18 protein-coding genes and 1 riboswitch are annotated in these 23,708 nt (G+C 71.9%); of the genes, 4 read left to right on the top strand and 14 right to left on the bottom strand.

The window, feature by feature from the left end; translation table 11 throughout:
* Positions 1–50: 50 nt before the first annotated feature.
* The 5 genes from C4J65_RS26205 to C4J65_RS26185 form a co-directional block, all read right to left on the bottom strand.
* Positions 51–989, bottom strand: a complete 939-nt coding sequence (locus C4J65_RS26205) for a DMT family transporter (RefSeq protein ID WP_115744601.1) — start codon at positions 987–989, stop codon at positions 51–53.
* Positions 986–1,978 carry a BadF/BadG/BcrA/BcrD ATPase family protein gene (locus C4J65_RS26200; protein WP_115744600.1) on the bottom strand — a complete coding sequence of 331 codons (993 nt, stop codon included), beginning with the start codon at positions 1,976–1,978 and terminating at the stop codon, positions 986–988. The genes C4J65_RS26205 and C4J65_RS26200 overlap by 4 nt, the downstream gene beginning before the upstream one ends.
* A 49-nt stretch (positions 1,979–2,027) precedes the next feature.
* Positions 2,028–3,185, bottom strand: coding sequence for an SIS domain-containing protein (locus C4J65_RS26195; protein ID WP_115744599.1), 1,158 nt, complete (start codon positions 3,183–3,185; stop codon positions 2,028–2,030).
* Positions 3,182–4,489, bottom strand: coding sequence for a D-tagatose-bisphosphate aldolase, class II, non-catalytic subunit (locus tag C4J65_RS26190; protein ID WP_115744598.1), 1,308 nt, complete (start codon positions 4,487–4,489; stop codon positions 3,182–3,184). The genes C4J65_RS26195 and C4J65_RS26190 overlap by 4 nt, the downstream gene beginning before the upstream one ends.
* A gap of 247 nt (positions 4,490–4,736) precedes the next feature.
* The gene (locus C4J65_RS26185; RefSeq protein ID WP_162833355.1) at positions 4,737–5,525 is read right to left on the bottom strand and encodes a GntR family transcriptional regulator; all 789 of its coding nucleotides are present in this window, start codon (positions 5,523–5,525) and stop codon (positions 4,737–4,739) included.
* Between the two features lie 243 nt (positions 5,526–5,768).
* On the opposite strand from C4J65_RS26185, the gene C4J65_RS26180 reads away from it, so the two are divergent.
* The gene (locus C4J65_RS26180; protein WP_115744596.1) at positions 5,769–7,838 is read left to right on the top strand and encodes a glycoside hydrolase family 36 protein; all 2,070 of its coding nucleotides are present in this window, start codon (positions 5,769–5,771) and stop codon (positions 7,836–7,838) included.
* A gap of 29 nt (positions 7,839–7,867) precedes the next feature.
* Here the strand turns inward: C4J65_RS26180 and C4J65_RS26175 are convergent, their stop codons facing one another.
* The 4 genes from C4J65_RS26175 to C4J65_RS26160 form a co-directional block, all read right to left on the bottom strand.
* Positions 7,868–8,518, bottom strand: a complete 651-nt coding sequence (locus tag C4J65_RS26175) for a thymidine kinase (protein WP_115744595.1) — start codon at positions 8,516–8,518, stop codon at positions 7,868–7,870.
* A gap of 47 nt (positions 8,519–8,565) precedes the next feature.
* Positions 8,566–9,759, bottom strand: a complete 1,194-nt coding sequence (locus C4J65_RS26170) for a nucleotide pyrophosphatase/phosphodiesterase family protein (RefSeq protein WP_115744594.1) — start codon at positions 9,757–9,759, stop codon at positions 8,566–8,568.
* Entirely contained in the window at positions 9,759–10,346 is a 588-nt protein-coding gene (locus tag C4J65_RS26165; RefSeq protein WP_011030492.1) for a DUF5998 family protein, read from the bottom strand. The genes C4J65_RS26170 and C4J65_RS26165 overlap by 1 nt, the downstream gene beginning before the upstream one ends.
* A gap of 115 nt (positions 10,347–10,461) precedes the next feature.
* Positions 10,462–13,503: a bifunctional GNAT family N-acetyltransferase/acetate--CoA ligase family protein gene (locus C4J65_RS26160; protein WP_115744593.1), complete on the bottom strand. Its 3,042-nt coding sequence runs from the start codon at positions 13,501–13,503 to the stop codon at positions 10,462–10,464.
* Between the two features lie 203 nt (positions 13,504–13,706).
* Between C4J65_RS26160 and C4J65_RS26150 the strand changes: the two genes are divergently transcribed.
* Positions 13,707–13,988: an HPr family phosphocarrier protein gene (locus tag C4J65_RS26150; protein WP_115744592.1), complete on the top strand. Its 282-nt coding sequence runs from the start codon at positions 13,707–13,709 to the stop codon at positions 13,986–13,988.
* Between the two features lie 134 nt (positions 13,989–14,122).
* Here C4J65_RS26150 and C4J65_RS26145 read toward each other — a convergent pair whose 3' ends face one another.
* From C4J65_RS26145 to C4J65_RS26130, 4 genes are all read right to left on the bottom strand, one after another.
* Positions 14,123–14,815 (bottom strand): GntR family transcriptional regulator, encoded by a 693-nt coding sequence (locus C4J65_RS26145; RefSeq protein ID WP_115744591.1) that lies wholly within the window; start codon positions 14,813–14,815, stop codon positions 14,123–14,125.
* Between the two features lie 144 nt (positions 14,816–14,959).
* Positions 14,960–15,724, bottom strand: coding sequence for a M23 family metallopeptidase (locus tag C4J65_RS26140; RefSeq protein ID WP_115744590.1), 765 nt, complete (start codon positions 15,722–15,724; stop codon positions 14,960–14,962).
* 12 nt (positions 15,725–15,736) lie between these two features.
* Positions 15,737–15,901: riboswitch (cyclic di-AMP (ydaO/yuaA leader) on the bottom strand.
* 191 nt (positions 15,902–16,092) lie between these two features.
* Positions 16,093–17,481, bottom strand: a complete 1,389-nt coding sequence (locus tag C4J65_RS26135) for a pitrilysin family protein (protein ID WP_115744589.1) — start codon at positions 17,479–17,481, stop codon at positions 16,093–16,095.
* Positions 17,478–18,866, bottom strand: a complete 1,389-nt coding sequence (locus tag C4J65_RS26130; protein WP_115744588.1) for a pitrilysin family protein — start codon at positions 18,864–18,866, stop codon at positions 17,478–17,480. Before C4J65_RS26130 ends, C4J65_RS26135 begins: the two co-directional genes overlap by 4 nt.
* 337 nt (positions 18,867–19,203) lie before the next feature.
* Here C4J65_RS26130 and C4J65_RS26125 point away from each other — a divergent pair, with 337 nt between their 5' ends.
* Positions 19,204–21,660 (top strand): DNA topoisomerase IV subunit A, encoded by a 2,457-nt coding sequence (locus C4J65_RS26125; protein ID WP_115744587.1) that lies wholly within the window; start codon positions 19,204–19,206, stop codon positions 21,658–21,660.
* Here the strand turns inward: C4J65_RS26125 and C4J65_RS26120 are convergent.
* Positions 21,657–22,745, bottom strand: coding sequence for a GTP-binding protein (locus C4J65_RS26120; protein ID WP_115744586.1), 1,089 nt, complete (start codon positions 22,743–22,745; stop codon positions 21,657–21,659). The two genes, C4J65_RS26125 and C4J65_RS26120, sit on opposite strands and share 4 nt — an antisense overlap.
* A gap of 318 nt (positions 22,746–23,063) precedes the next feature.
* Here C4J65_RS26120 and C4J65_RS26115 point away from each other — a divergent pair, with 318 nt between their 5' ends.
* Complete coding sequence (locus tag C4J65_RS26115) at positions 23,064–23,594, top strand: DUF6082 family protein (protein ID WP_162833354.1); 531 nt, start codon at positions 23,064–23,066, stop codon at positions 23,592–23,594.
* The last annotated feature ends 114 nt before the right edge of the window (positions 23,595–23,708 follow it).

Here is a 23,708-nt window from a genome sequence, read left to right as displayed (position 1 = left end):
ACCGGCCGGTACGGGTGCACCGGCCGGTGCGGGTTGGTGGGTGTTCGGGACTAGCGTCCGACGGAACTCACGTCGCCGTCCGCCACAGCTGGTGCCACGGAACTCTCGCCGCTCTTCTCGTCGCTGTAGACCATCAGCGTCGAACCCGCGAGGGCGAGCACGATGCCCAGGGCGCCCCACACGCTGGGCAGCGTCTGGTAGACCGCCAGGGACAGCACGATGGTGAGAACCGGGGCGAGTGCGTTGGTGATGGGGGCGACCACGGTGGCCTTGCCCCGGCTGAACGCCATGACCAGGAACAGCGCGCCGACCGCGTTGAGGACCTGGGTCACCGCGGTGAGCGCCGGCGCCTGCCAGGGAGCCCCGGACGGGAAGTCGCCCATGATCGCGAACGCCACCGGAACCAGCAGCAGTCCGCTGATGGTCATCCACCCGAAGGTGGTCGCGTCGTTGACCCCGACGAGTGCGGCCTTGCGCATGCAGAACGCCTGCACACCCCAGGCGACGCAGATCAGGATCGCCATCGGCAGCCACGGGCCGTGCGCGTCCGAGTCGCCCCCGCCGCTGGGGATGCTGAGCAGCACGATCGCCACCAGCGCCGCGACCACGCCCACGACGGCGAGCCGGGTGATCCGCTCCCGCAGCAGCACCGTCGCCATCAGGACGGTGATCACCGGGGACAGGGACACCAGGGGGAAGATCAGGTACGCGGGGCCGTCGGCGAGCGCCTGGAACAGCAGCAGTTGTCCGCCTGCGCCGGTCAGGCCCGCGATCAGTCCGTACATCGCGGCGACCGGCCTGCGGTCGAACGTCTTGCCGCGCATCGCGAAGTACGCGGGGATGAGCATCGTGAAGGCCCAGATGATGTAGATCATCTCGTTGGGGTAGCCGTACCTGCTGTTGGGCTCGCTGGAGAAGGCGCCCCACACACCCCAGAACAGGACCAGCAGCGACGCGTACAGGATCCAGCCTCTTGTGCCGTTCTTCATTGTTCGTCCTCTCCTGAGGCGGGGGACCCTGAGGCCCTGCGCAGCGCGTCGAGCGCCGGCCGGTCGAGCGGGGTTCCAGCGAGTTTCGCCGCGTACAGGGCAGCGCCCACGACGGGCTCGTACAGGGGGTGTCGCAGTTCGTAGCCCGCGAAGCGGCTCCGCAGCCCGGTGGTGAACGCCTCCAGGACCGGGGCGGCGCCGAAGGTGCCGCCGGAGTAGGAGACGGGCACGGTCTCGTCCGGGCCGAACCCGAGCCGTTCGCGGGTGGCTTCCACGAGCAGGGCGAGTTCGCGGCCGGCCTCCGCGAGGATCGCCGCGGCGGTCTCGTCACCCGATGCTGCCGCCTCGGCCACCGAGCGGCTCAGTGCGGCGATCCGGCCCCGGTCGCCCTGCCACCGGTTGTGCACGACGTCGATCACGTCGAGGTCGGACTCCAGGCCGAGCCTGCTTCGGAACACCCCGGCCAGGGGCCCCTCGGGGAGCCGTCCGTCGCTCATCCGGGAGAAGGCGTTGAGGCCGCGGATCGCGATCCAGTACGCCGATCCCTCGTCGCCGAACGACTCGCTCCAGCCGCCGATGCGCACGCCCCGGCCCTGCCGCTCGCCGTAGGTCATCGAGCCGGTGCCGCTGATGACGTTGATGCCGTCGGCCGCGCCCAGCGAACCCGCCCAGCCGCAGACCATGTCGTTGTCGCACGCGTAGCGGTCGTGCCCGAGCACCGCCCGCGGTGTCGCGTCCAGGACGGGCAGGTCGCGGGCCGCCTCCCCGTAACCGGGCAGGCCGAAGAAGGCGTACTCGATGTCGGCCGGGGACAGTTCGGCCGTCGCGCAGACGGTGTCGACCCCTTCCCTCAGCACACGCTCGACGAGCTCGATGCCGTGGGAGAAGTAGTACGAACTTGCCGCCTGGGCACGCGCCACCACTTGTCCGGACCGGTCGACCAGACAGAACGCGGTTTTCGTACCGCCGCCGTCGACACCCAGGAACATCGTCGTACCTCCGTCCGGCGCCCTCGATCCGCGCCGTCGCTGACTTCGATCAGTCGTTCAAGGAGTGCAGGGTCACGCCCTGCACCACGCGGTTGACCTCACCCGAGGGGAACGGGTTGTCGGGCCGCAGACCCCGGGCCTGGGAGGCGCGCAGGGCGATGAGCTGGGCGTACACCACGGCGGCCAGTGCCAGGGCGGCGTCCTCGACGTCGCCGAGGCCCGGGAGCGGCCAGGCATCGGCGTCCTCCGTTCCCGCGCCGGTCTCCGCGGAGACCGCGACGACACTGCCGACGGGAAGGTTTCCGCGCAGCTCCGCGACGATGTCGTGGTCGTACTGGCGGGTGTACGGGTCGTTCGACACGTACACCACCGCGACCGAACGTTCGTTGAGCACCGCCTTGGGACCGTGCCGGAAGCCCAGCGAGGACTCCGCGACGGCCATGAGCGTCCCGCCGGTGAGCTCCAGCACCTTCAGCGCCGACTCCTCGGCGAGGCCCTTCAGCGGGCCGCTGCCGAGGAAGACGATGCGCTCGGGTGCGCGGTCCACCAGGGCGCCGGCCGTGCGGCCGGCGGCGCCGTCCTCGATGATCGACTCCGCTGCCCGTGCCAGGCGTTCGGCGACCCCGTCGCGGGCGTCCTTGCCCAGGGCGAGCAGGGCCGCGAGCGTCATGCAGGTGAAGCTCGACGTCATGGCGAAGCCGCGGTCGTTGGACGCGGCCGGCATCAGCAGCACGTGCGACCTCGGCCGCTGCGCGTGCTCGCGCGCCAGGCGGCCCTGCTCGTTGCAGGTGATCACGAGGTGGTGCACCTCGGAGAGGACCTGGTCGGCCAGGGCGGTGGCGGCGACGGACTCCGGGCTGTCACCCGACCGTGCGAAGGAGACCAGCAGCGTGGGCAGGTCCTCGGCGAGGCACCCGCGGGGGTCGGCGACGAGGTCCGTGGTGGGGACCGCGTCGACGCGCCGCCCCAGGTGCCGTGCCAGGGAGGGCTGGAGCACCTGGCCGGCGAACGCGGAGGTCCCGGCGCCGGTGAGCACCACGCGCAGGTCGCCGCGTGCCACGAGCGGATCCAGGAACGCGTCCAGCGCTTCCCTGGAGGCTCCGACGATTCGGTCGACCTCCCGCCACAGGGCGGGCTGCTGGGCGATCTCGCGGACGGTGTGGACAGCGCTGTCGTCGACGGGCAGCGTGCCGGGGGGCGTGGTCACACGAACTCCCTCTGGTTCTGGTTCCGGTTCTGGTCGGCGGCGCGGTCGTAGTCGCGCAGGACGTCGCGGACGTGGTCCACGGCCAATTCGCGCGGGCGGGCGGCGAGCTCGCCACGGCGGACGCGGGCGTACTGGAGCGGAAGGTGCGCGCTGAGCAGGGGCAACGGGACGGCCGCGGCCGAAAGGTTGGCCAGTAGGCGGGCCTGGGCCTCTTCGATCTCGGGGTCGGTCCAGTAGTAGCGCATCCGGTCGCTGTAGCTGTAGCGGCGTGCGAGGCGCTGCTCGGCGTCGCCGCCCGGGTAGTAGCCCTCCCATTGGGCGGGCTCGGCGAGCATCCGCCGCTCGACGACCTCGGGAAGCCGTGACCGCTCGCCGGCCGGCACCAGCTCGTCCTCGATCGCGGCGAGGGCGAACAGCGCCTCGCGCAGGGCGAAGGTCAGACCGGGGCCCACCTTGAGGACCGCCCAGTGGTCCTCGACCAGCGCGGTGAGTGCCTCGGCGGTCTGGTAGTCGGTCGAGTGGGCCTCGTAGACCATGGTGGGCTCGTCGTCGAGGACCTTGCGCAGTTCCTCGGTCGCCTCCCGCCGGTAGTCGACGACCCGCAGGTGGTCGAACTCCACGGCCGGCTGCACCACCAGGGCCATGACGCGGGGCCAGACCCCTTCGACGCCGTGCCGGGCGAACGCCTTCCGGTGCTGCTCCAGGGTCGTGCGCGCCGCCTCGGCCGTGGTGGGCACCAGAGCGCCGAGGGTCTCGTGCGCGCCGCCGGGCGTCGGCACCTCGGTACCGATCACATACCGGATCCGCTCCGCCCGCTCCGGGCCCACCGTGTCCTCGGCCACCCGGATCAGACGCGCGGCGCGTTCGGCGACCACGTCGTCGGTCAGCGGGGCGGGGTCACCGGCGCAGGCGAAGCTGCAGTCCAGGTGGATCTTGGTGAAGCCCGCCTCCGCGTAGGCCGCGACCAGGGCATCGGCCTGCCGCATCGCCTCGTCGGGCGTCAGGGACTGCCACCGGTTCGGTCCGAGATGGTCGCCGCCGAGAATGACGCGGTCCAGTGGCAGACCGCGTTCCGTCGCGATGCCGTACACGAGGTCACGGAAGTCCGCGGGCCGCAGGCCCGTGTAGCCCCCGTACTGGTCGACCTGGTTCGAGGTCGCCTCCACCAGTACCGGACCACCGGTCTCGCGTGCCTGCATCACGGCCGCCTCGATGACCAGCGGATGGGCCGAGCACACGGAGGTGATGCCCTGTGGTCGTCCGGCCTTCTGACGCCGGACGACCTCGTCCAACGGGCTCTGCATCGCCAACCCCTTACTGAAGTGCAGTTTGAGCCCGTTTGCCGCGATGGCCCGAAGCTCATGCGGAACGTTACTGGTCTTATTTTCGGCCGTCAATAGTCTCTATTGGTATGCTTCCGGTATTCCCTGATGTCCGGTGAAACGGCGCCGAGCCGGGCGTCGGCTGCTCCGACGCCCGGCTCGGGCAGGTTCAGGTCCGGTCGGCTCAGGTCCGGTCGGCTCAGGTCCGGTCGGCTCAGGTCCGGTCGGTTCAGGTCTGGTTGGTGATGGAGGCCCGGAACCGGTAGCGGTCCCCCCGGTAGACCTGGACGGTCAGTTCGATCGGGCGGGCGTCCTGGTTGGAGGTCAGCTGGGTCGCGACCAGCATCGGCATGGTCGCCCCGATCTCGAGCAGCTCCATCTCCCGTGCCGTCGGGTGGCGGGCTTCGACCGAGTAGTCGGCGACCCTGGGGAGCTGCGGCGGGTCGGCGGCACGCAGGGTGGCGTACAGCGAGGCGGTGCTGAAGTCGGCGTCGGCCAGGGCCGGGCAGGCAGACAGTGGCAGCCGGTTGTGCTCAAGCACGACCAGCAGGCCGTCCAGGAAGCGCAGCCGGTGGAGGTCGAAGAGGTCGGCGCCCGGGGCGATCCGGAGCTGCTCGGCCTCCGCCACGGTGGCCGGACGGACGGTGGCGGAGAGCACCTTGCTGGCCGTCGTCAGGCCGTTGGCCTCGGCGTAGTCGGCGAATCCCTGGACCTGGGGAACGGTCGAGGCCGGCGCCGTCACCGCTTCGGGGAACAGACCGGGTTCGGCGACGAACCACCCGCGCGAGGACGACGGCCGCACGACGCCCCGCGCCTCCAGCTGGGCGAGCGCGGCTCGCAGGGTCACGCGCGAGACGGCGTACCGAGTGACCAGAGCCCGCTCGGAGGGCAGCCGGTCACCGGGGCGGGCGGCGGCGGCACGCAGGTCGTCGAGGAGCCGCGCGGCCGTGCGCTCGTACAGCGGGAGGGCGTCGTCGGCGAAGAGGCCCCTGGGCATCGGCGTACTCGCTTCGGTCATACCAGAAGCGTACCGGTTCGGCCGGCGGTGCAGGCATCCGGATCCCTCGCCTCCCTACCGGCACGACGTGAACTCCTGGGCCGTGACGGACCTTTGGACCATTGACATGCCGATCAAATACCACTTACGTTCTCGATGCAGGCCACCCGGAGCCCGATGACGCCGTCCTCGCCCTCACGGGAGTCCCGACTCCGTTCGAGGAGCCGGTTACAGACCAGAGCCTGCTCCGAGAGAGAGGCCCACATGACGGATGTGAACCGGCGCAGCGTACTGAAGGTGGCGCTGGGAGGTGCCGGCCTGGCCGCCTTCCCCTCGGTGGCCCTGGGCGCCACCCCCGCGGCCGCCGCACCGCACCGCGGCCCCGACCTCGTCGGGGTCGGCGACACCTCCATCACCCTGGAGTTCGACGACCGGCTGCGCAGCCGGGTGGCGTTGCGGGGCGTCGACGTCACCCGCTTCGACGCCGGTGAGGCCCTGCTGGTGGACGGCGGGGCGATCGAGGAGTTCACGTACGGCGGGCACGAGACCCGCAGGACCCGGCATTCCCGGCACGGCGCGGGCGTGAGCGTGACCGTCTGGGGCACGTCCGCGGCCGGGGTCCGCAAGACGGTGGAGCTGACTTCCTTCCGGCGCCTGACCGGGATGATCGTGATGAAGGTGACCTACTCCAACGGGACCGGTGTCCCGCTGGCGGTCACCGGATGGCGCAGCGGGGCCCACGAACTCCTGGAGGTTCCCGGCGGCTTCCACACCTTCTCGGGAACCACGTACGAGGACCGTCGCGACTGGGTGCGGCCGATGACGGACGGGTTCGTCCAGGAGAACTCGCTGGGGATGGACGCCTCCGACTACGGCGGCGGCACCCCCCTGGCGACCGTGTGGCGGCCGGGGGCCGGTCTCTCCGTCGGACACGTCGAACCCGTGGCCAGGATGCTGCGCCTGCCGGTTCGCAGCACGGCCGGCGGAGCGAGCCTCGCCGTCGAGGGCGACACCCCTGTGACCCTGGAGCCGGGGCGGCGCCTGACCACCGACACCACCTTCCTGACCGCCCTGCCGGGCGACCATTTCGCACCGCTCCAGCGCTATCGCGACTACATGAGCGACGTCGGCCAGCGTGCGCCCAGGACGCCCGGACCGGCCCTGGAACCCATGTGGTGCGCCTGGGGCTACGAGCGGGACTTCACCGTCGAGCAGGTCGTCAAAACGCTCCCCAAGGTGCGTGAGGTCGGCCTCAAGTGGGCGGTGCTCGACGACGGCTGGCAGACCAACGAGGGCGACTGGGAGCTGGACCCGCGGAAGTTTCCGCGGGGCGCGAGGGACATGCGGGCCTTCACCCAGCAGATCCGGGACGCCGGCCTGCGTCCGCGCCTGTGGTGGGCTCCGCTGGCGGCGGACCCGGAGAGCAGCCTGTACCAGAACCGCTCCGACATGCTCCTGCTGGATCGTGAGGGCAACAAGCAGCGCGTGAGCTGGTGGGACGCCTGGACCCTGTGCCCCGCGTACCGGCCGACGGTGGACTACTTCGTCGGGCAGGTGAAGCGGTTCATCGGCGACTGGGGATACGAAGGGCTCAAGATCGACGGCCAGCACCTCAACGCCGTCACGCCCTGCTACAACCCGGCACACGGGCATGCCCGCCCCGAGGAATCCACCGAGGGTCTCGCGCAGTTCTGGAAGGCGGTGTACGAGGCCGCGCACGAGGCGAACCGCGACGCCGTGGTCGAGCTCTGCCCCTGCGGCACCGCCTTCGCCTTCCACAACCTCCCCTACGTCGACCAGTACCCGAGCTCGGACCCGCTCTCGTCGTACCAGGTCCGTACGAAGGGCAAGACGATGAAGGCGCTGATGGGCCGGGGCAGCAGCTACTCCGGCGACCACGTCGAACTGAGCGACGGCGGCGACGACTTCGCCTCCAGCTACGGTGTGGGAGCCGTCCTGTCGACGAAGTTCACCTACCCCGCGGGCCCGGACGACGGGATCGTGCTCACGCCGGAAAGGGAAGCCCTCTGGCGCCGGTGGATGATTCTGTACGAGGAGAACATGCTGTCCACGGGCGAGTACCGGGGCGAGCTGTACGACATCGGTTTCGACAAGCCCGAGGCGCACGTGGTGGCCAAGGGCGCGACCCTGCACTACGCCTTCTACGCCGGGCGGTGGGACGGGACGGTCGAGCTGCGTGGCCTGGGCCGCGGCAGGTACCGCCTGACCGACCCGTTCAACGGCACCTCTCTCGGAACCGTCGACGCTCGGCACAACACCGTGGAGCTGGCCTTCGAGCGGTTCCAGCTCATCGTGGCCGAGCACATCGGCTGATCAGGGCCGGCACGCGCCGGCCTGGGCACTCACGTGGTGGAGACCGGCAGCACGTCCGGCGAGAGCGCCGCCGCCCGCGCCGTCGCGCTCGTCATCCGCCTGCGGTGGTGGCGTCGGCACAGCACCTCGTAGCCGATCTCGTCGGGGGACTGGGCAACGTCCCCGACGACCACCTGGGCGCCCTCGACGACCATGACGCCGCCCACGGTTCGGGCGTTGTGCGTGGCGCGGGCTCCGCACCAGCACAGGGCCTCCACCTGGAGCACCTCGACGCGGTCGGCGAGTTCCACCAGCCGCTGCGAGCCCGGGAAGAGCTTGGAGCGGAAGTCGGTGGTGATGCCGAACGCGTACACGTCGACGTCGAGGTCGTCGACCACGCGCGCGAGCTGGTCGATCTGGTCCGGCGCGAGGAACTGTGCCTCGTCCGCGATCACGTAGTCCACCCGGCCGCCCTGCGAGAGGTGGTCGACGACGTGGGCGTACAGGTCCTGGCCGTCCCCGACCTCGACCGCGTCGGTGACGAGGCCGAGGCGGGAGGAGAGCTTGCCCTCGCCCGCACGGTCGTCGCGGGTGAAGATCATGCCGGCCAGTCCGCGCGCCGAGCGGTTGTGCTCGATCTGGAGAGCCAGTGTCGACTTCCCGCAGTCCATCGTTCCGGAGAAGAACACCAGCTCGGGCATGAGGGGTTGGGCACCTTTCGGCAGCGGGATCGGTGGAGCGGAGAGGATCAGGAGCGTACTTCGAGCAGCGGGACGAGCTGCTCGGCGGGCGTCATCGAACCGTGGTTGCCGACCATCGCCGACTCCTTGGGCTCGCGCTCCGAGGCGATGACCAGGACGTCGTCGCGCGCCGCGGCGACCACGTCGCCGATGCGGTCGTAGACACGGTCGTCGATGCGGGGGCCGAACCAGCCCGCGGCGATCGCCTCGTCCCGGGACGCCACCCAGAACTGCTCGCCGAGCACCTCGCGCCAGCAGAACAGCACGTCGTTGTGGGCGCCGGGGACGGCGTAGACGTGGCGGGCGCGGCCCTCGCCGCCCAGGAGGGCGACGCCCGCCTTCAGCTCCCAGTCCTCGTCGAAGTCGATGCGGTGCTCCTCGTCGAACGGCACGTCGACCATGCCGTGGTCGGCGGTGACGTACAGGGCACTGCGCGGCGGCAGCCGCTCGGCGAGGCGCTGGACGAGCCGGTCGACGTGGCCGAGCTGGCCGCGCCAGGTGTCGGAGTCGACGCCGAAGCGGTGGCCGGCGCCGTCGACCTCGGCGTAGTAGGTGTAGACGAGGGCGCGGTCAGCGCGGGCCAGCTGCTCGGCGGCGCAGTCCATCCGGTCCTCGCCGGACAGGCGTCCGTGGAACTCGCCGCCGCTGAGCGCGACCTTGGTCAGCGGGGTGTTGGCGAAGGTGGGCGAGGAGACCTGGGCCGCGTGCACCCCCGCCTCGTGGGCGAGCCCGAAGACGGTGGGGTGGGGCTGCCAGGGGCCGGGCGCGGTCCACGGCTGCCAGCGGAGCTGGTTCATCAGGGCGCCGGTGTCGGGATTGCGCACCGTGTATCCGGGCAGGCCGTGGGCGCCCGGCGGGAGGCCGGTGCCCACGGAGGCGAGGGAGGTCGCCGTGGTCGCCGGGTAGCCGGCGGTGATCGGGCGCCCCGTGCCGCCCCGCGAGCTGCCCAGGAGGGAACTGAGGAAGGGGGCGTCCTCGGGGTGCGCGCGCAGCTGCTCCCAGCCGAGGCCGTCGATCAGGAAGACGCAGTTGCGGTCGGCGGGGGTCAGTTCGGTGATCCCCGCGGTCATGCCGGGGACACCGAGGCCGGCGGCCAGGGTGGGCAGCAGGTCGGCGAGGGAGCCCCGGCCGTACTCGGGTACGGGGGCGGAGTCGACGGGGAGCGGTTCCGGGTGGGTGTCCCAGGCGGTGTGCTGCACCATCAGCGGGCGGAGTCCGCGGTCGCCTCGGAGAGGGCCTGGGCGAAGGTGAGCGCCTGGCGCACCGTCTCGGGGCCGTCCCCGGCCTCGCTGACGCGCAGGCTGAGGTCGTCGGCCGTCGAGCTGCCCGTGTAGCCGTGGTCGGCCTCGCAGTTGGGGTCGCCGCAGGCGGCGGGCTCCAGGTCGAGGCGGGAGACGGCGCCCCAGCCGATGGTCAGCACGATCTCGCGGGGCAGAGTGCCCGGCTTGTACTGCTCCGGGTTGGCGACGACGCGGCTGACGACGATGGACGAGATCCGGCCGAGCTTGACGGACTCCGTGGACGTCGTGGCGTACGGCGTCGGGGAGGTGTCGTCGGCGGCCTGCTCGTCGGTGTGGCTGACGATGAAGCGGTTGCCGGTGAGCACCAGCACGGTCACGTGCCGGCGCACCTCGTTCTGGTCGAACGTCGTCTCCTGGTGGACCAGGTAAGACCGCACGGGCTCGCCGCCCACGGCGGCCTCCACCGCCTCGGCCACGAGGGCCGGGTAGTAGCCGCTGCGCTCGATCGCCGCTCGCAGCCCCTGGGTCGTCGTACTGGTCTTGGCCATGCCGTCCATCCTACGGGGACCCACTGACTGCGAGGGACGCTCCTGCGGTACCCGTCCCGGGGCATACCCGGCGCGGGCACCGGGCCTGGTACGGGCGGGTACGGGGCGGGGCGGGTCAGTAGGCCGGCAGGGTCCGCGGGCCCAGGTCGTCCCTGGCGGGAGGGGGCGCGAGGCGGACGGAGGCGCCGAGGACGCTCAGGCCGTGCGGGGCGACCACGACGGGCTCCAGGGTGACCGCGACGACCTCCGGGTGGTCGTCGACCAGCCGGGAGACCCGCAGCAGCAGCTCTTCGAGGGCGGCGGCGTCGACCGGGGCCGAGCCCCGCCAGCCGAAGAGGAGGGGGGCCGTGCGGACCGAGCGGATGAGCGAGGTGGCGTCCCGGTCGGTGACCGGGATCAGCCGGTGCGCCATGTCGCCGAGCAGCTGGGTGGCGGCGCCGGCGAGGCCGAAGGAGAGCACCGCGCCGGCCGCCGGGTCGATGACCGCACGTACGACGGTGTCGACGCCGCGCGGGGCCATGCCCTGCACCACCGGGCGCAGCTCCGCGGGCTTCCCGAACAGCTCGGTCAATTCGGCGTAGGCCCGGCGCAGTTGCTCCTCGTCCGCGAGGTCGAGGCGTACGCCGCCCAGGTCGGCGCGGTGGCGCAGGTGCGGGGCGGTGGCCTTGAGGGCCACCGGGTAGCCGATCGTCCGCGCGGCGGCCGCGGCGTCGTCGGGGGTGGCTGCGGGCAGGGCGCGGTGGACGTGGACGCCGTACCGGCCGAGCAGGTCGCAGGTCTCCTGGCTGCCCAGGGTGAGCCCCTGCCCGCGCGCGAGGTGCCCCGCTATCTGCTGTGCGGCGCCCTTCTCGTCGATGTCCTCGTACTCCGGCACCCTGCCGGGGTCGGCGGCCTCGCGCCGCCACTGGGCGTAGGCGACCGCCTCACCGAGGGCGCGGACGGCACGCTCGGCGGCGGGGTAGGCGGGGATGAGGTGGGCCCCCTCCGGGGCCCGGACGGCGGACGGCGGCCGGGCCGAGGCGGTGGACGGGCGGGGCGGACCGGACGGACCGGAGGGGCCGGAGGGGCCGGAGGGGCCGGAGGGGCCGGACGCGGGCTGATCGGCGGGCCCGGGAGCGGCGCCCTGCGTGGTTCGGGAAGCCGTGCCGCCCGGGGCGGCCTGCGACACGGCACCCGGCTCGGGCGGGGAGGCCGTGCTCGGAGCCGCTTGGGAGGCGGCCCCCCGAGCCGTCTGGGAGGCGGTGCCCGGGGCGGCCTGGGACGCGGTGCCCTGAACCGTCTGCGGGGCCGTGCTCGCCGCCGCGGACAGGGCCTCCGCCAGGCCGCCCAGCTCCACGTGGACCACGAGGACGGGCTTGGTGGGGACCTCGGCCGCCGCCGAGCGCAGGGCCTCCGCCAGCGCGGCGTCCCCGGCCGCCCCCTCCCCCACCGTCGGGATGGCGGTCACCACGACCGCGTCGCACGTGTCGTCGGCCAGGGCCCCGGCCAGGGCCGCGTGGAAGTCGTCGGCCGAGGCGGCGGTCGTCAGGTCCAGCGGGGGCTGCGGGCGCAGGCCCTCGGAGAGGCACGCGTCGTACGTGAGCAGTCCCAGGGACTCGGAGTTGCCCAGGATGGCCACCCTCGGTCCGGCGGGCAGCGGCTGGCGGGCGAGGAGCAGCCCCGCGTCGACCAGGTCGGTGATGGTGTCGACCCGGATCACGCCGGCCTGCCGCAGCAGCGCGGAGACCGTCGCGTGGGGCAGCCGCGTCGCGCGTACGGCGTGCCCCTGGGGTGCCACGCCGCCGTGCCGGGCGCCCTGCACCACGACCAGGGGCTTGGCGGCCGCCGTGCGCCGCGCCAGGCGGGTGAACTTGCGCGGGTTGCCGATGGACTCCAGGTACATCAGCGCGACGTCGGTCTCCGGGTCGTCGTACCAGTACTGGAGGACGTCGTTGCCGGAGACGTCGGCGCGGTTGCCGGAGGAGACGAAGGTGGACACGCCGGTGACGCCGGTGACCCCGCCGCCGCGCCGGTGCAGCCGGGAGAGCAGGGCGATGCCGATGGCGCCGGACTGGGCGAACAGGCCGATCCGGCCGGGGCGCGGCATCTCGGGGGCGAGGGAGGCGTTGAGCCGCACGTCCGGGGAGGTGTTGATGATCCCGAAGGCGTTGGGTCCGATGATGCGCATGCCGTACGTGCGCGCGTGCCGCACGAGCGCGCGCTGGCGTTCGCGTCCGTCGGGGCCGCTGTCGGCGTATCCGGCGGAGATCACCACCAGCCCCTGCACCCCGTGCTCGCCGCACGCGGTGACGACGTCCGGGACGTGTTCGGCGGGCACGGTGACCACGGCGAGGTCGACGGGCCCGTCGATGTCGCGCACGGAGCGGCACGCCGGAACCCCGTCGAGCTCCTTCATGTCCTCGGGGAAGGCCCTGTTCACCGCGTACAGGCGCCCCGTGTAGCCCCCGTCCCGGATGTTGCCGAGGACGCTGCGGCCGACGCCGCCCGGGGTGCGGCCGGCGCCGACGACCGCGACCGAGCCGGGCTGCAGCAGGCGCTGGACGGACCGGGCCTCCGCGCGGTGCTCGCGCGCGTACTGCACGGCCAGCGAGCGGTCGGTGGGTTCGAGATCGAACTCCAGGCGGACCACCCCGTCCTCGAAGCTCCGCTTCTGGGTGTACCCGGCGTCCATGAAGACTTTGATCATCTTGTTGTTGGCGGGCAGCACCTCGGCGGCGAAGCGGCGGATGCCCCGCTCGCGGGCGACGGCGGCGATGTGCTCCAGGAGGGCGGAGGCGACGCCGCGGCCCTGGTGGGCGTCCTGGACGAGGAAGGCGACCTCGGCCTCGTCGGCCGGCGCGGTGGCGGGTGTTCCGCCGGCGCCGATCCGGTCGTAGCGTACGGTGGCGATGAACTCGCCGCCGACGGTGGCCGCGAGTCCCACCCGGTCCACAAAGTCGTGGTGCGTGAAGCGGTGGACGTCCTTGGCGGACAGGCGAGGGTACGGCGCGAAGAAGCGGTAGTACTTCGACTCGTCGGAAACCTGCTCGTAGAAGCTGACCAGGCGCTCGGCGTCGTCGACGGTGATGGGGCGGACGCGCGCGGTGCCGCCGTCGCGCAGCACCACGTCGGCTTCCCAGTGGGCGGGGTACTCGTGCCGGTCCGACGAGGTCTGCATGGGCCCCAGAGTACGGCTCGCGTACGACAACGGCGCGGGGCACTCTGTGGGGGACACAAGCTCGGACCGAGGCCGCGGTCCGAGACCCGTACGGGGCGGCCCCACGTGGTCGTCCCGGCTTGCTTCACGATGTGGGAAACTGGTCTAGACAAGACTGGTCTAGACAACTTCAACCCCTCTGAACACCTGAAGGGCAGCATCACATGGCTGAGCGCCGCGTCAACGTCGGCTGGGCCGAGGGTCTCCACGCCCGCCCCGCCTCCATCTTCGTCCGAGCCGCCACGGCCACAGGCGTCCCGGTGACGATCTCCAAGGCCGACGGGTCCCCCGTCAACGCGGCCTCCATGCTGGCCGTCCTCGGCCTCGGCGCCCAGGGAGGCGAGGAGATCGTCCTCGCCTCCGACGCCGAGGGCGCGGAGGCGGCCCTGGACCGGCTGGCGAAGCTGGTCACCGAGGGGCTCGAGGAGCTTCCCGAGACCGTCTGACGGACGGGACAGCAGCACCGAAAGGCCCGCCGGGAGCACCGGACGGGCCTTTCGTCCATTCTCTTTCGAATACCCTTTTCGGCCGCGACGGAAAAGCAGCCCGGAATTCCCCGTCCTTTTCTACGGCACTCGTGTTACTGCAGCACATCCGCCACATTTACGGAGTGTTGCGCATTCCTCACACGCTCCGCCCCGTCGCCGGAGGCGAATCGCAGCCGGTGTCGCGCTGCCGACCGCGCGGTGTGCAGCGTCATGAGCGCCCGCGCGCGTTCGCCGTCGCCCCGGGCCACCGCGTCGGTGATCGCGCCGTGTTCCGCCCAGTGCTCCACCGGCCCGACCGGAGACTCGACGACGTACATCCAGGCGATCTTGTGGCGCAGCTGGGTCAGCAGTGCCGCCAGGGAGGGGCTGTCGGCCGCCCGTGCGAGGGTCTCGTGGAACCAGCCGCCCAGGGAGCGCAACTCCTCGCCCGCCCCCTGCCTGGCCCGTTCCTGCCCCAGCCTGACCAGACCGCGCAACACCTTGAGGTGGGCGTCGGTGCGCCGGCGCGCGGCCCGGGAGGCCCCGAGCGGCTCCAGGAGCGCGCGCGTCTCCAGCAGGTCGGCGGCCTCCCGCTCGGTCGGCTCCGCGACGCACGCGCCCGCGTGCCGCCGGGTCACCACGAAGCCCTCCGCCTCCAGCGTGCGCAGGGCCTCGCGGACGGGGACGCGGGAGACGCCGTAGCGGCGGGCGAGGATCTCCTCGGTGAGCCGGCTCCCGCGTCCGTGGACGCCGGCCACGATGTCGTCCCGAATCGCCGTGCACACCGAATGCGCCGGAATACGCATGACCGACCTCCGCCTCGATCCCCGTGAAACGTCGTCGACGATTGACGTGTATTCAGCGACTCTAGGCCAATCCGGCGGACCGGGAATACAAAAAGCCCCGGCTCGGGAGGCCGGGGCTTTCGGTCACGCCGTCAGACGTTGCCGTCAGACGTTCACGCCGTGGGAGCGGAGATAGGCGACGGGGTCCATGTCCGAACCGTATTCGGGGCTCGTACGGGCCTCGAAGTGCAGGTGCGGTCCGGTGACGTTGCCGGTGGCACCCGAGACGCCGATCTGCCGGCCGGGCTCGACCGACTCGCCGACCGAGACGCCGATGGACGACAGGTGCCCGTACTGCGTGTACGTGCCGTCGTGCATCCTGATCACGACCTGGTTGCCGTACGCCCCGCCCCAGCCGGCCTCGACGACGGTGCCGACGCCGACGGAGTGCACGGACGTGCCGCTGGAGGCGTGGAAGTCGATGCCGGTGTGGCTGCCCGAGGACCACAGTGAGCTGCCGGCCTGGTAGGCGGTGGAGACGTACGAGGCGGTGATCGGCGCGACGAAGGTGTTGAGGCGCTCGCGTTCCGCCTCCCGCGCGGCGCGCTCCTTGGCCTCGCGCGCCTCCTCGGCCGCCTCGGCCGCCCGCTCACGGGCCGCCTCCTGGGCCGCCTCGCGGGCGGCGGCGTCCGCGGCCGCCTGCTTCTGCGCGAGGGCCTGGGCGTCGATCTCGTCGGCTATGGAGTCGCCGATGGTGACGACCGGGGTGAGCCCGGTCTGCTCCACCTCGGGCTCGGCGGCGAGCGCCGGTGCCGCGAGGGTGCCGACCACGCCGGTGGTGGCGAGGGCCGCGACCCCCGCCGCGCGGGCGGTGGTGCGGTGCACCCGGCCGGTACGGCGGTGCTTCCCGGTGGCGCGCGTGAACGCCATGTAGAGGCTTGTCCTTTCCTTCCCTCTCGCCTACCGGGTTAGCTGACGGGTTCGGAGGTGGAAGGTCTCCTACGGACCCCCTCGCGGTGCGCGCGGGCGTCCGATTCACCCCAGGGACTGCGATGGGTCCCCGGCTCCCCTGGCTCGCGCCGTACGGGGACTCGGCGATGACTGTCCGGTGCCGCGGATGCGGCGCACTGCCTGACGAACAGCCCGGACGACGCTAAACGCGGCTGTGTTCAATCCCCAAACGCAACAGGCCTTTTGTAGCGCACGCCACAGGGCAGACGGGCAACCACTCCCCCAATTCGGACAAACGGCGGCCCTGGTGACACACCGGTCACCAGGGCCGCCGCACGTGCGTGCCGCTACTCGGCCGCCACCACGGTGACTTCGCCGATGCCGAGGGCCTCGACGGGCTCCTTGATCTGCGCCGCGTCGCCGACGAGGACCGTCACGAGGCGGTCCACCGGGAAGGCGTTCACGACTGCCGCGGTGGCCTCCACGGTGCCCGTGGCGGTCAGTTGACGGTAGAGCGCGGCCTGGAAGTCGTCGGGCAGGTGCTGCTCGACCTGGTCGGCCAGGGTGCTCGCCACGGCCGCCGCCGTCTCGTACTTCAGCGGCGCCACGCCCACCAGGTTCTGCACGGCCACGTCGCGCTCGCCGTCGGTGAGCCCCTCCGCGGCGAGCTTGCGCAGCACCGTCCACAGGTCGTCCAGGGCGGGACCGGTGTTGGGGGTGTCGACGGATCCGCTGATGGCGAGCATCGCGGCGCCCGTGCCGTCCGGCGCGGAACGCAGGACCTGGCCGAACGCCCGTACGCCGTAGGTGTAGCCCTTCTCCTCGCGCAGGACGCGGTCCAGGCGCGAGGTGAGGGTGCCGCCCAGGCAGTAGGTGCCGAGCACCTGCGCGGGCCACACGCGGTCGTGCCGGTCGGCGCCGGTGCGGCCGATCAGCAGCTGTGTCTGGACGGCTCCCGGACGGTCCACGATGACGACCCTGCCGCGGTCGTCGGCGGTCACCGGGGGCACGGGGCGCGGCTCGGCGGCCGAACCGGTCCACGCGCCCAGTGTGTCGCCGAGCAGCGCGTCGAGGTCGACGCCGGTGAGGTCGCCGACGACCACCGCGGTGGCCGTGGCGGGGCGGACGTGCCGCTCGTAGAAGGCGCGTACGGCCGCCGAGTCGATGGCCTCGACCGTCTCCTCGGTGCCCTGGCGCGGGCGCGACATGCGCGCGTCGGCCGGGAACAGCTCCTTGGAGAGCTCCTTGGCGGCGCGCCGGGAGGGATTGGCCAGCTCGTGCGGGATCTCGTCGAGCCGGTTGCGCACCAGTCGTTCGACCTCGCCGTCCGCGAAGGCGGGCGCCCTGAGGGCGTCGGCGAGCAGGCCGAGGGCCTTGGCGAGGCGCGAGGCGGGCACCTCCAGGCTCAGCCGGACGCCGGGGTGGTCGGCGTGCGCGTCCAGGGTGGCGCCGCAGCGCTCCAGCTCTGCGGCGAAGTCCTCGGCGGAGTGCTTGTCGGTGCCCTCGGAGAAGGCGCGCGCCATGATGGTGGCGACGCCGTCGAGGCCGGCCGGCTCGGCGTCCAGGGGGGCGTCGAGGAGCACCTCGACGGCGACGACCTGCTGGCCGGGGCGATGGCAGCGCAGCACCGTCAGGCCGTTGCCGAGGCTGCCGCGCTCGGGAGCGGGGAACGCCCAGGGCTTGGGCTCGCCGGCCTGCGGCTGCGCGTGGAATTCCATGGTGGCGAGCTCGGTCACTTGGCCGCCTCCTCGTTCTCTTCGGTGGCGTCGGGCACGGAGACGGTGACGGTCGTCTCGTCGGCGTCGGTCTCGCCGGCGGGGGCGGTGGGCTCGTAGACGAGCACCGCGCGGTTGTCGGGTCGCAGGCGGGCCTTGGCGACCTCCTGGACCTCCTCCGCGGTCACCTCGAGCACCCGCTTGACGGCGGTGAGGGCGAGCTGCGGGTCGCCGAACAGGACGGCGTACCGGCACAGTTCGTCGGCGCGGCCGGCGACCGTGCCCAGGCGGTCCAGCCACTCGCGCTCGAGCTGGGCCTGGGCGCGCTCCATCTCCTCGGCCGTGGGGCCCTCCTCGGCGAACCGGGCCAGCTCCTCGTCGATGGCGGTCTCGATGACCGGCACCTCGACGTCGCCGGACGTCTTCACGTCCAGCCAGCCCAGGGAGGGCGCCCCGGCGAGCCGCAGCAGGCCGAAGCCGGCGGCGACGGCGGTGCGGTCGCGGCGCACGAGCCGGTTGTACAGGCGGGACGACTCGCCGCCGCCCAGGACGGTCAGGGCCAGGTCGGCCGCGTCGCACGCGCGCGTGCCGTCCTCCGGCAGGCGGTAGGCCGCCATCAGCGCGCGGGCCGGGACCTCCTCCTCCACGATCTCGCGCAGCTGCTCGCCCATGACGTCGGGCAGCGCACCGTCCCGGGGCGGCTGCTTGCCGTCGTGCGAGGCGATGGAGCCGAAGTACTTCTCGATCCAGGCGAGGGTCTGCTCGGGGTCGATGTCGCCGACGACCGAGAGCACCGCGTTGTTGGGCGCGTAGTAGGTGCGGAAGAACGCGCGCGCGTCCTCCAGGGTCGCCGCGTCCAGGTCGGCCATCGAGCCGATCGGGGTGTGGTGGTACGGGTGGCCCTCCGGGTAGGCGAGGGCGGTCAGCTTCTCGAAGGCGGTGCCGTAGGGGACGTTGTCGTAGCGCTGGCGGCGTTCGTTCTTGACGACGTCCCGCTGGTTCTCCATGGACTCCTCGTCCAGGGCGGCCAGCAGGGAGCCCATGCGGTCGGCCTCCAGCCAGAGGGCGAGCTCCAGCTGGTGGGCGGGCATGGTCTCGAAGTAGTTGGTCCGCTCGAAGCTGGTGGTGCCGTTGAGCGAGCCGCCGGCGCCCTGCACCAGCTCGAAGTGGCCGTTGCCCTTGACCTGGGCGGAGCCCTGGAACATGAGGTGCTCGAAAAGGTGAGCCAGGCCGGTGCGTCCCTTGACCTCGTGGCGCGAGCCGACGTCGTACCAGAGGCACACCGCCGCGACCGGGGTCAGGTGGTCCTCGGAGAGCACCACGCGCAGGCCGTTGGCCAGGCGGTGCTCGGTCGCTGTCAGGCCGCCGGAGCCTGCCTGGGCTGTGGCCGTGTGACCCATGGGCATGTACGTCCCTTCGATCGCGAAATATCTGGTGGGACCACTGGGTGAACCACCGGGGGGAATCAGTGGGCGGAACTGCGGAATTCCGCCGATCCTGCCACTGTATGCAAGCGTGCGGGACACCGGTGGAGTTCCCGGGCCTCGTACGCCGAGAGCGAGAACGCGGTTGACGGGCCGCCGGGGACGACTGCGCGGACCGGTGCCGCCGGACAAGGGCGTACCCTGCGGGCAGCGCCGGGCCGGCAGCCCGTGACGGGTCCTGGTCGGTCGCTGTCAGTGCCGCAGTCCACAATGGACGGCGTCAGATCACCGTTCACGCTTCAGCAAGGAGCCGGCAGCGATGGCCCGCCGTAGCACGAAGACCCCGCCGCCCGACGACTCGTACGAGGAGAAGATCCTCGACATCGACGTCGTCGACGAGATGCAGGGCTCCTTCCTCGAGTACGCGTACTCGGTCATCTACTCCCGTGCGCTGCCGGACGCCCGCGACGGCCTCAAGCCGGTGCACCGGCGCATCGTCTACCAGATGAACGAGATGGGCCTGCGGCCCGAGCGCAGCTACGTGAAGTGCGCCCGCGTCGTCGGCGAGGTCATGGGCAAGCTGCACCCGCACGGCGACGCGTCGATCTACGACGCCCTGGTCCGCATGGCGCAGTCGTTCTCGATGCGCGTGCCCCTGGTCGACGGCCACGGCAACTTCGGCTCGCTGGGCAACGACGACCCGCCGGCCGCCATGCGCTACACCGAATGCCGGATGGCCGAGGCCGCCGGCCTGATGACGGAGTCCATCGACGAGGACACCGTCGACTTCGCCCCGAACTACGACGGCCAGGAGCAGGAGCCGGTGGCCCTGCCCGCCGCCTTCCCGAACCTGCTGGTCAACGGCGCCTCGGGCATCGCGGTCGGCATGGCCACGAACATGCCGCCGCACAATCTGCGCGAGGTGATCTCGGCGGCCCGGCATCTGATCCGGTACCCGAACGCCGACCTGGACGCGCTGATGAAGCACGTGCCGGGCCCCGACCTGCCCACCGGCGGCCGCATCGTCGGCCTGCCCGGCATCCGGGACGCGTACGAGACGGGCCGCGGCACCTTCAAGATCCGCGCGACGGTGTCCGTGGAGACGGTGACGGCCCGCCGCAAGGGTCTCGTCGTCACCGAGCTGCCCTTCGCGGTCGGCCCGGAGAAGGTCATCTCGAAGATCAAGGACCTGGTCGGCGCGAAGAAGATCCAGGGCATCGCGGACGTCAAGGACCTCACCGACCGCGCCCACGGACTGCGCCTGGTCATCGAGATCAAGAACGGCTTCGTGCCGGAGGCGGTCCTGGAGCAGCTCTACAAGCTGACGGCCATGGAGGAGTCCTTCGGCATCAACAACGTCGCCCTGGTCGACGGCCAGCCCCTCACCCTGGGCCTCAAGGAGCTGCTGGAGGTCTATCTCGACCACCGCTTCACGGTCGTCAGGCGCCGCAGCGAGTTCCGCCGCAGCAAGAAGCGCGACCGGCTGCACCTGGTGGAGGGCCTGCTCACCGCCCTGGTCGACATCGACGAGGTCATCCGCCTCATCCGCTCCAGCGAGAATTCCGCGCAGGCCAAGCAGCGCCTGATGGAGCGCTTCTCGCTGAGCGACGTCCAGACGCAGTACATCCTGGACACGCCGCTGCGCCGGCTCACCAAGTACGACCGCATCGAGCTGGAGTCCGAGAAGGACCGGCTGAACGCGGAGATCGAGGAGCTGACCCGGATCCTCGACTCGGACGCGGAGCTGCGCAAGCTGGTCTCGGCCGAACTGGCGGCGGTGGCGAAGAAGTTCGGCACCGACCGGCGTACGACGCTGCTGGAGTCGGGCGGCGCCCCGGTCGCCGCCGTGCCGCTCCAGGTGGCGGACGACCCGTGCCGCGTGCTGCTGTCGTCGACGGGCCTGCTGGCCCGCACCGCGAACGACGAGCCTCTCGTCACGGAGGCCGGGGCCAAGCGCCTCAAGCACGACCTGATCGTCTCGGCGGTGCCGGCCACGGCGCGCGGCGAGGTGGGCGTGGTGACGTCCGGCGGGCGGCTGCTGCGGGTGAACGTGGTGGACCTGCCCCAGCTCCCGGAGGCCATGCCGACGCCGAACCTCGCGGGCGGCGCGCCGCTGGCCGAGTTCGTGTCCCTGGAGGACGACGAGGACGTGGTCTGCCTGACCACGCTGGACGAGTCCTCGCCGGGGCTGGCGCTCGGCACGGAACAGGGCGTCGTCAAGCGGGTGGTGCCCGACTACCCGTCCAACAAGGACGAGTTGGAGGTCATCGCCCTCAAGGACGGCGACCGCATCGTCGGCGGGGCCGAGTTGCGCACCGGTGACGAGGACCTGGTCTTCATCACGGACGACGCTCAGCTCCTGCGCTACCAGGCCTCGCAGGTCCGCCCGCAGGGCCGTCCGGCGGGAGGTGTCGCGGGCGTCAAGCTCGCCGACGGCGCCAAGGTCATCTCCTTCACGGCGGTGGATCCGGCGGCGGACGCGGTGGTCTTCACGGTGGCCGGATCGCGCGGCACGCTGGACGACTCCGTGCAGACCACGGCCAAGCTCACGCCGTTCGACCAGTACCCGCGCAAGGGGCGCGCGACGGGCGGCGTGCGCTGCCAGCGGTTCCTGAAGGGCGAGGACTGCCTGGCCTTCGCCTGGGCGGGTGCCGTCCCGGCCCTCGCCGCACAGAAGAACGGCACGCCGGCCCAGCTCCCGGACATCGACCCGCGCCGCGACGGCTCGGGCGTGTCGCTGCCCAAGACGGTGTCGGTGGTGGCGGGCCCGGTCTAGGGGGTGGCCGGCGGCTCCTCGCCGTCGGCCACGTAACGCAGGACGCCCCACATGCCGTGTTCGTCGGCGGGTGGGGCGTCGGCGTCCCGGCGGCACGCGTCGAGTTCCGCGCCAAGGGCCGCCGCGTCGATGCCGGAGCCGATCAGGACGAGCTGCGTACGGCCGGCCTCCGGGGTGCCGGACGCCTCGGCGGCACCGGCCGAGGTCCAGGGCTCCGGGTAGAAGCGCAGGAAGCGTCCGACGGCGTGGACGGCGTACCGGTTCCGCGTGTCGTACGGGCCGAAGTCGACGTACCCCTTGATCCGGTACAGGCCCTCGGAACGGCTGTCGAGGAAGCGCATGAGCCGGCGCGGGTCCAGCGGGAGGCCGGAGACGAACGACAGGGTGTCGTAGGCGGCGTGCAGGTGGTCGGAGTGCGCGTCGCCCTCGGAGTGGTCGTGCAGGTCGTCGAAGGACAGCTGCCCCACGCGCTCCTCGCCGGGCCGGCAGTCGTACAGGAACTCGGGGTCGATACGGCCGTAGGTCGCGGGTACGACGGCCGCGCCGTCCACGAGCGAGTGCACCAGGCCGAGCACCCGCTCGGCATCGGTGGCCCGGTCGGTCTTGTTGACCACGACCAGGTCGGCGAGGGCCAGGTGCCGGTCGATCTCGGGGTGCCTGGCGCGGGTGTCGTCGAACTCGGCGGCGTCGACGACCTCGACGAGCCCGCCGTAGACGATCCCCGGTTGCTCGCTGGCAAGCAGCATGCGCACCAGTTCCTGCGGTTCGGCGAGGCCGCTGGCCTCGATGACGATGACGTCGATGCCTGCCTCGGGCCGGGCGAGGCGTGCCAGGTACCCGTCCAGTTCACTCGCGTCGACGGCACAGCACAGGCATCCGTTGCCCAGGGACACGGTGGAGTCGCCGAGGGCACCCGCGACGGCCATCGCGTCGATCTCGATCGACCCGAAGTCGTTGACGACGGCGCCGATCCGGCTGCCTCCGCTGCGGTGGAGGAGGTGGTTGAGCAGGGTGGTCTTCCCGGAGCCGAGGAATCCGGCGAGCACGACGACCGGGATCTGCTGCGGAGTCGAGCGCTGCCCCACCGTGCGACCTCTCTCTCACCCATGCGTACGCCGGCCGGCGGCAGGGCGTACATCCACGTACGGAATTGCCTGCTCAGGATACGAGCCGCCGCAGTCGGCACGAAGTGAACGATTGTTAGCAGCGTGCGCGGGGCAGACGTTTTCCAAGGCGCCGGACCGTGCGACCCTCGCTTCCCTCCGTGCGCCTCCTCTCCGCCTCCCCGTCGATCAGCGCCGCTCGGCACCCTGGAGGTGGCAGCACCACCCATCGCTCGCCGGTCCCCGTCAGCCGACCCGCATTCGACGACCGGCGGGCGGTCGCCTGATTCGGGGGTTGACATGGTCACACGGAAGAACGTCACGGGGAGGTTCGGCTCCGCCGCGGCCGGCATGCTGCTGGCCGCGCGGCAGCGACGGCTGGACAAGGCGCGTCTGCACGAGCGCCGGCTGCAGCTGGAGGAACTCGCGCTCCGGCGCGAGGCGCTGCGGCACCAGCAGCGCATGCACTGGGAGTTGCTGGCCCGGGCGATCGACGACCCTTCGCTGGCGGAGGTCATCGACACGTACGACAAGAGCATCCCGGCTCAGAAACGGCGTCAGTTCTTCTACGCGAACGCGTGGTATGTCAACGTCTACCACCTCCACCACGCGGGGGTCCTGGACCAGGAGGAGTTGTTCGGGCGCTTGCGCGAGCTTTTCCGGACCCGCCTGATGCGGGAGTACTGGGAGGCTTCGAGGGAACAGCGGGCGTCGCTCAAGGCCACGTCCGTCGAGTCACGTGTCGGCAGCATGGTGGACGGACTCCTCAAGGAGCTGGACGAAGCCGACACGGACGAATGGTGGGTGGTGGGCACCCCTCCGTCCGACTGAGGCTCTCCCAACCCGCCACGCTTCTCGGGAGTGTCTTCCGCCCGTACGGCACACCGGCCCCACCGATCCCAGTAACGTGCTGCCAGCACAATGGCCAACCCAGAAGGACCGGTA

Origin of the sequence: Streptomyces sp. CB09001 (genome assembly GCF_003369795.1) — a bacterium.
In the GTDB taxonomy this organism is placed as follows: domain Bacteria; phylum Actinomycetota; class Actinomycetes; order Streptomycetales; family Streptomycetaceae; genus Streptomyces.
Note: the sequence above shows the minus strand (reverse complement) of the source record. Positions and strands in the feature narration are given on the sequence as shown.

Bases quoted from the DNA above. Each gene is read 5' to 3' on its own strand.
- C4J65_RS26205 (WP_115744601.1), bottom strand. From the start codon at position 989: ATGAAGAACGGCACAAGAGGCTGGATCCTGTACGCGTCGCTGCTGGTC.
- C4J65_RS26200 (WP_115744600.1), bottom strand. From the start codon at position 1,978: ATGTTCCTGGGTGTCGACGGCGGCGGTACGAAAACCGCGTTCTGTCTG.
- C4J65_RS26190 (WP_115744598.1), bottom strand. From the start codon at position 4,489: ATGCAGAGCCCGTTGGACGAGGTCGTCCGGCGTCAGAAGGCCGGACGA.
- C4J65_RS26185 (WP_162833355.1), bottom strand. From the start codon at position 5,525: ATGACCGAAGCGAGTACGCCGATGCCCAGGGGCCTCTTCGCCGACGAC.
- C4J65_RS26180 (WP_115744596.1), top strand. From the start codon at position 5,769: ATGACGGATGTGAACCGGCGCAGCGTACTGAAGGTGGCGCTGGGAGGT.
- C4J65_RS26175 (WP_115744595.1), bottom strand. From the start codon at position 8,518: ATGCCCGAGCTGGTGTTCTTCTCCGGAACGATGGACTGCGGGAAGTCG.
- C4J65_RS26170 (WP_115744594.1), bottom strand. From the start codon at position 9,759: ATGGTGCAGCACACCGCCTGGGACACCCACCCGGAACCGCTCCCCGTC.
- C4J65_RS26165 (WP_011030492.1), bottom strand. From the start codon at position 10,346: ATGGCCAAGACCAGTACGACGACCCAGGGGCTGCGAGCGGCGATCGAG.
- C4J65_RS26160 (WP_115744593.1), bottom strand. From the start codon at position 13,503: ATGCAGACCTCGTCGGACCGGCACGAGTACCCCGCCCACTGGGAAGCC.
- C4J65_RS26150 (WP_115744592.1), top strand. From the start codon at position 13,707: ATGGCTGAGCGCCGCGTCAACGTCGGCTGGGCCGAGGGTCTCCACGCC.
- C4J65_RS26145 (WP_115744591.1), bottom strand. From the start codon at position 14,815: ATGCGTATTCCGGCGCATTCGGTGTGCACGGCGATTCGGGACGACATC.
- C4J65_RS26140 (WP_115744590.1), bottom strand. From the start codon at position 15,724: ATGGCGTTCACGCGCGCCACCGGGAAGCACCGCCGTACCGGCCGGGTG.
- C4J65_RS26130 (WP_115744588.1), bottom strand. From the start codon at position 18,866: ATGCCCATGGGTCACACGGCCACAGCCCAGGCAGGCTCCGGCGGCCTG.
- C4J65_RS26125 (WP_115744587.1), top strand. From the start codon at position 19,204: ATGGCCCGCCGTAGCACGAAGACCCCGCCGCCCGACGACTCGTACGAG.
- C4J65_RS26115 (WP_162833354.1), top strand. From the start codon at position 23,064: ATGGTCACACGGAAGAACGTCACGGGGAGGTTCGGCTCCGCCGCGGCC.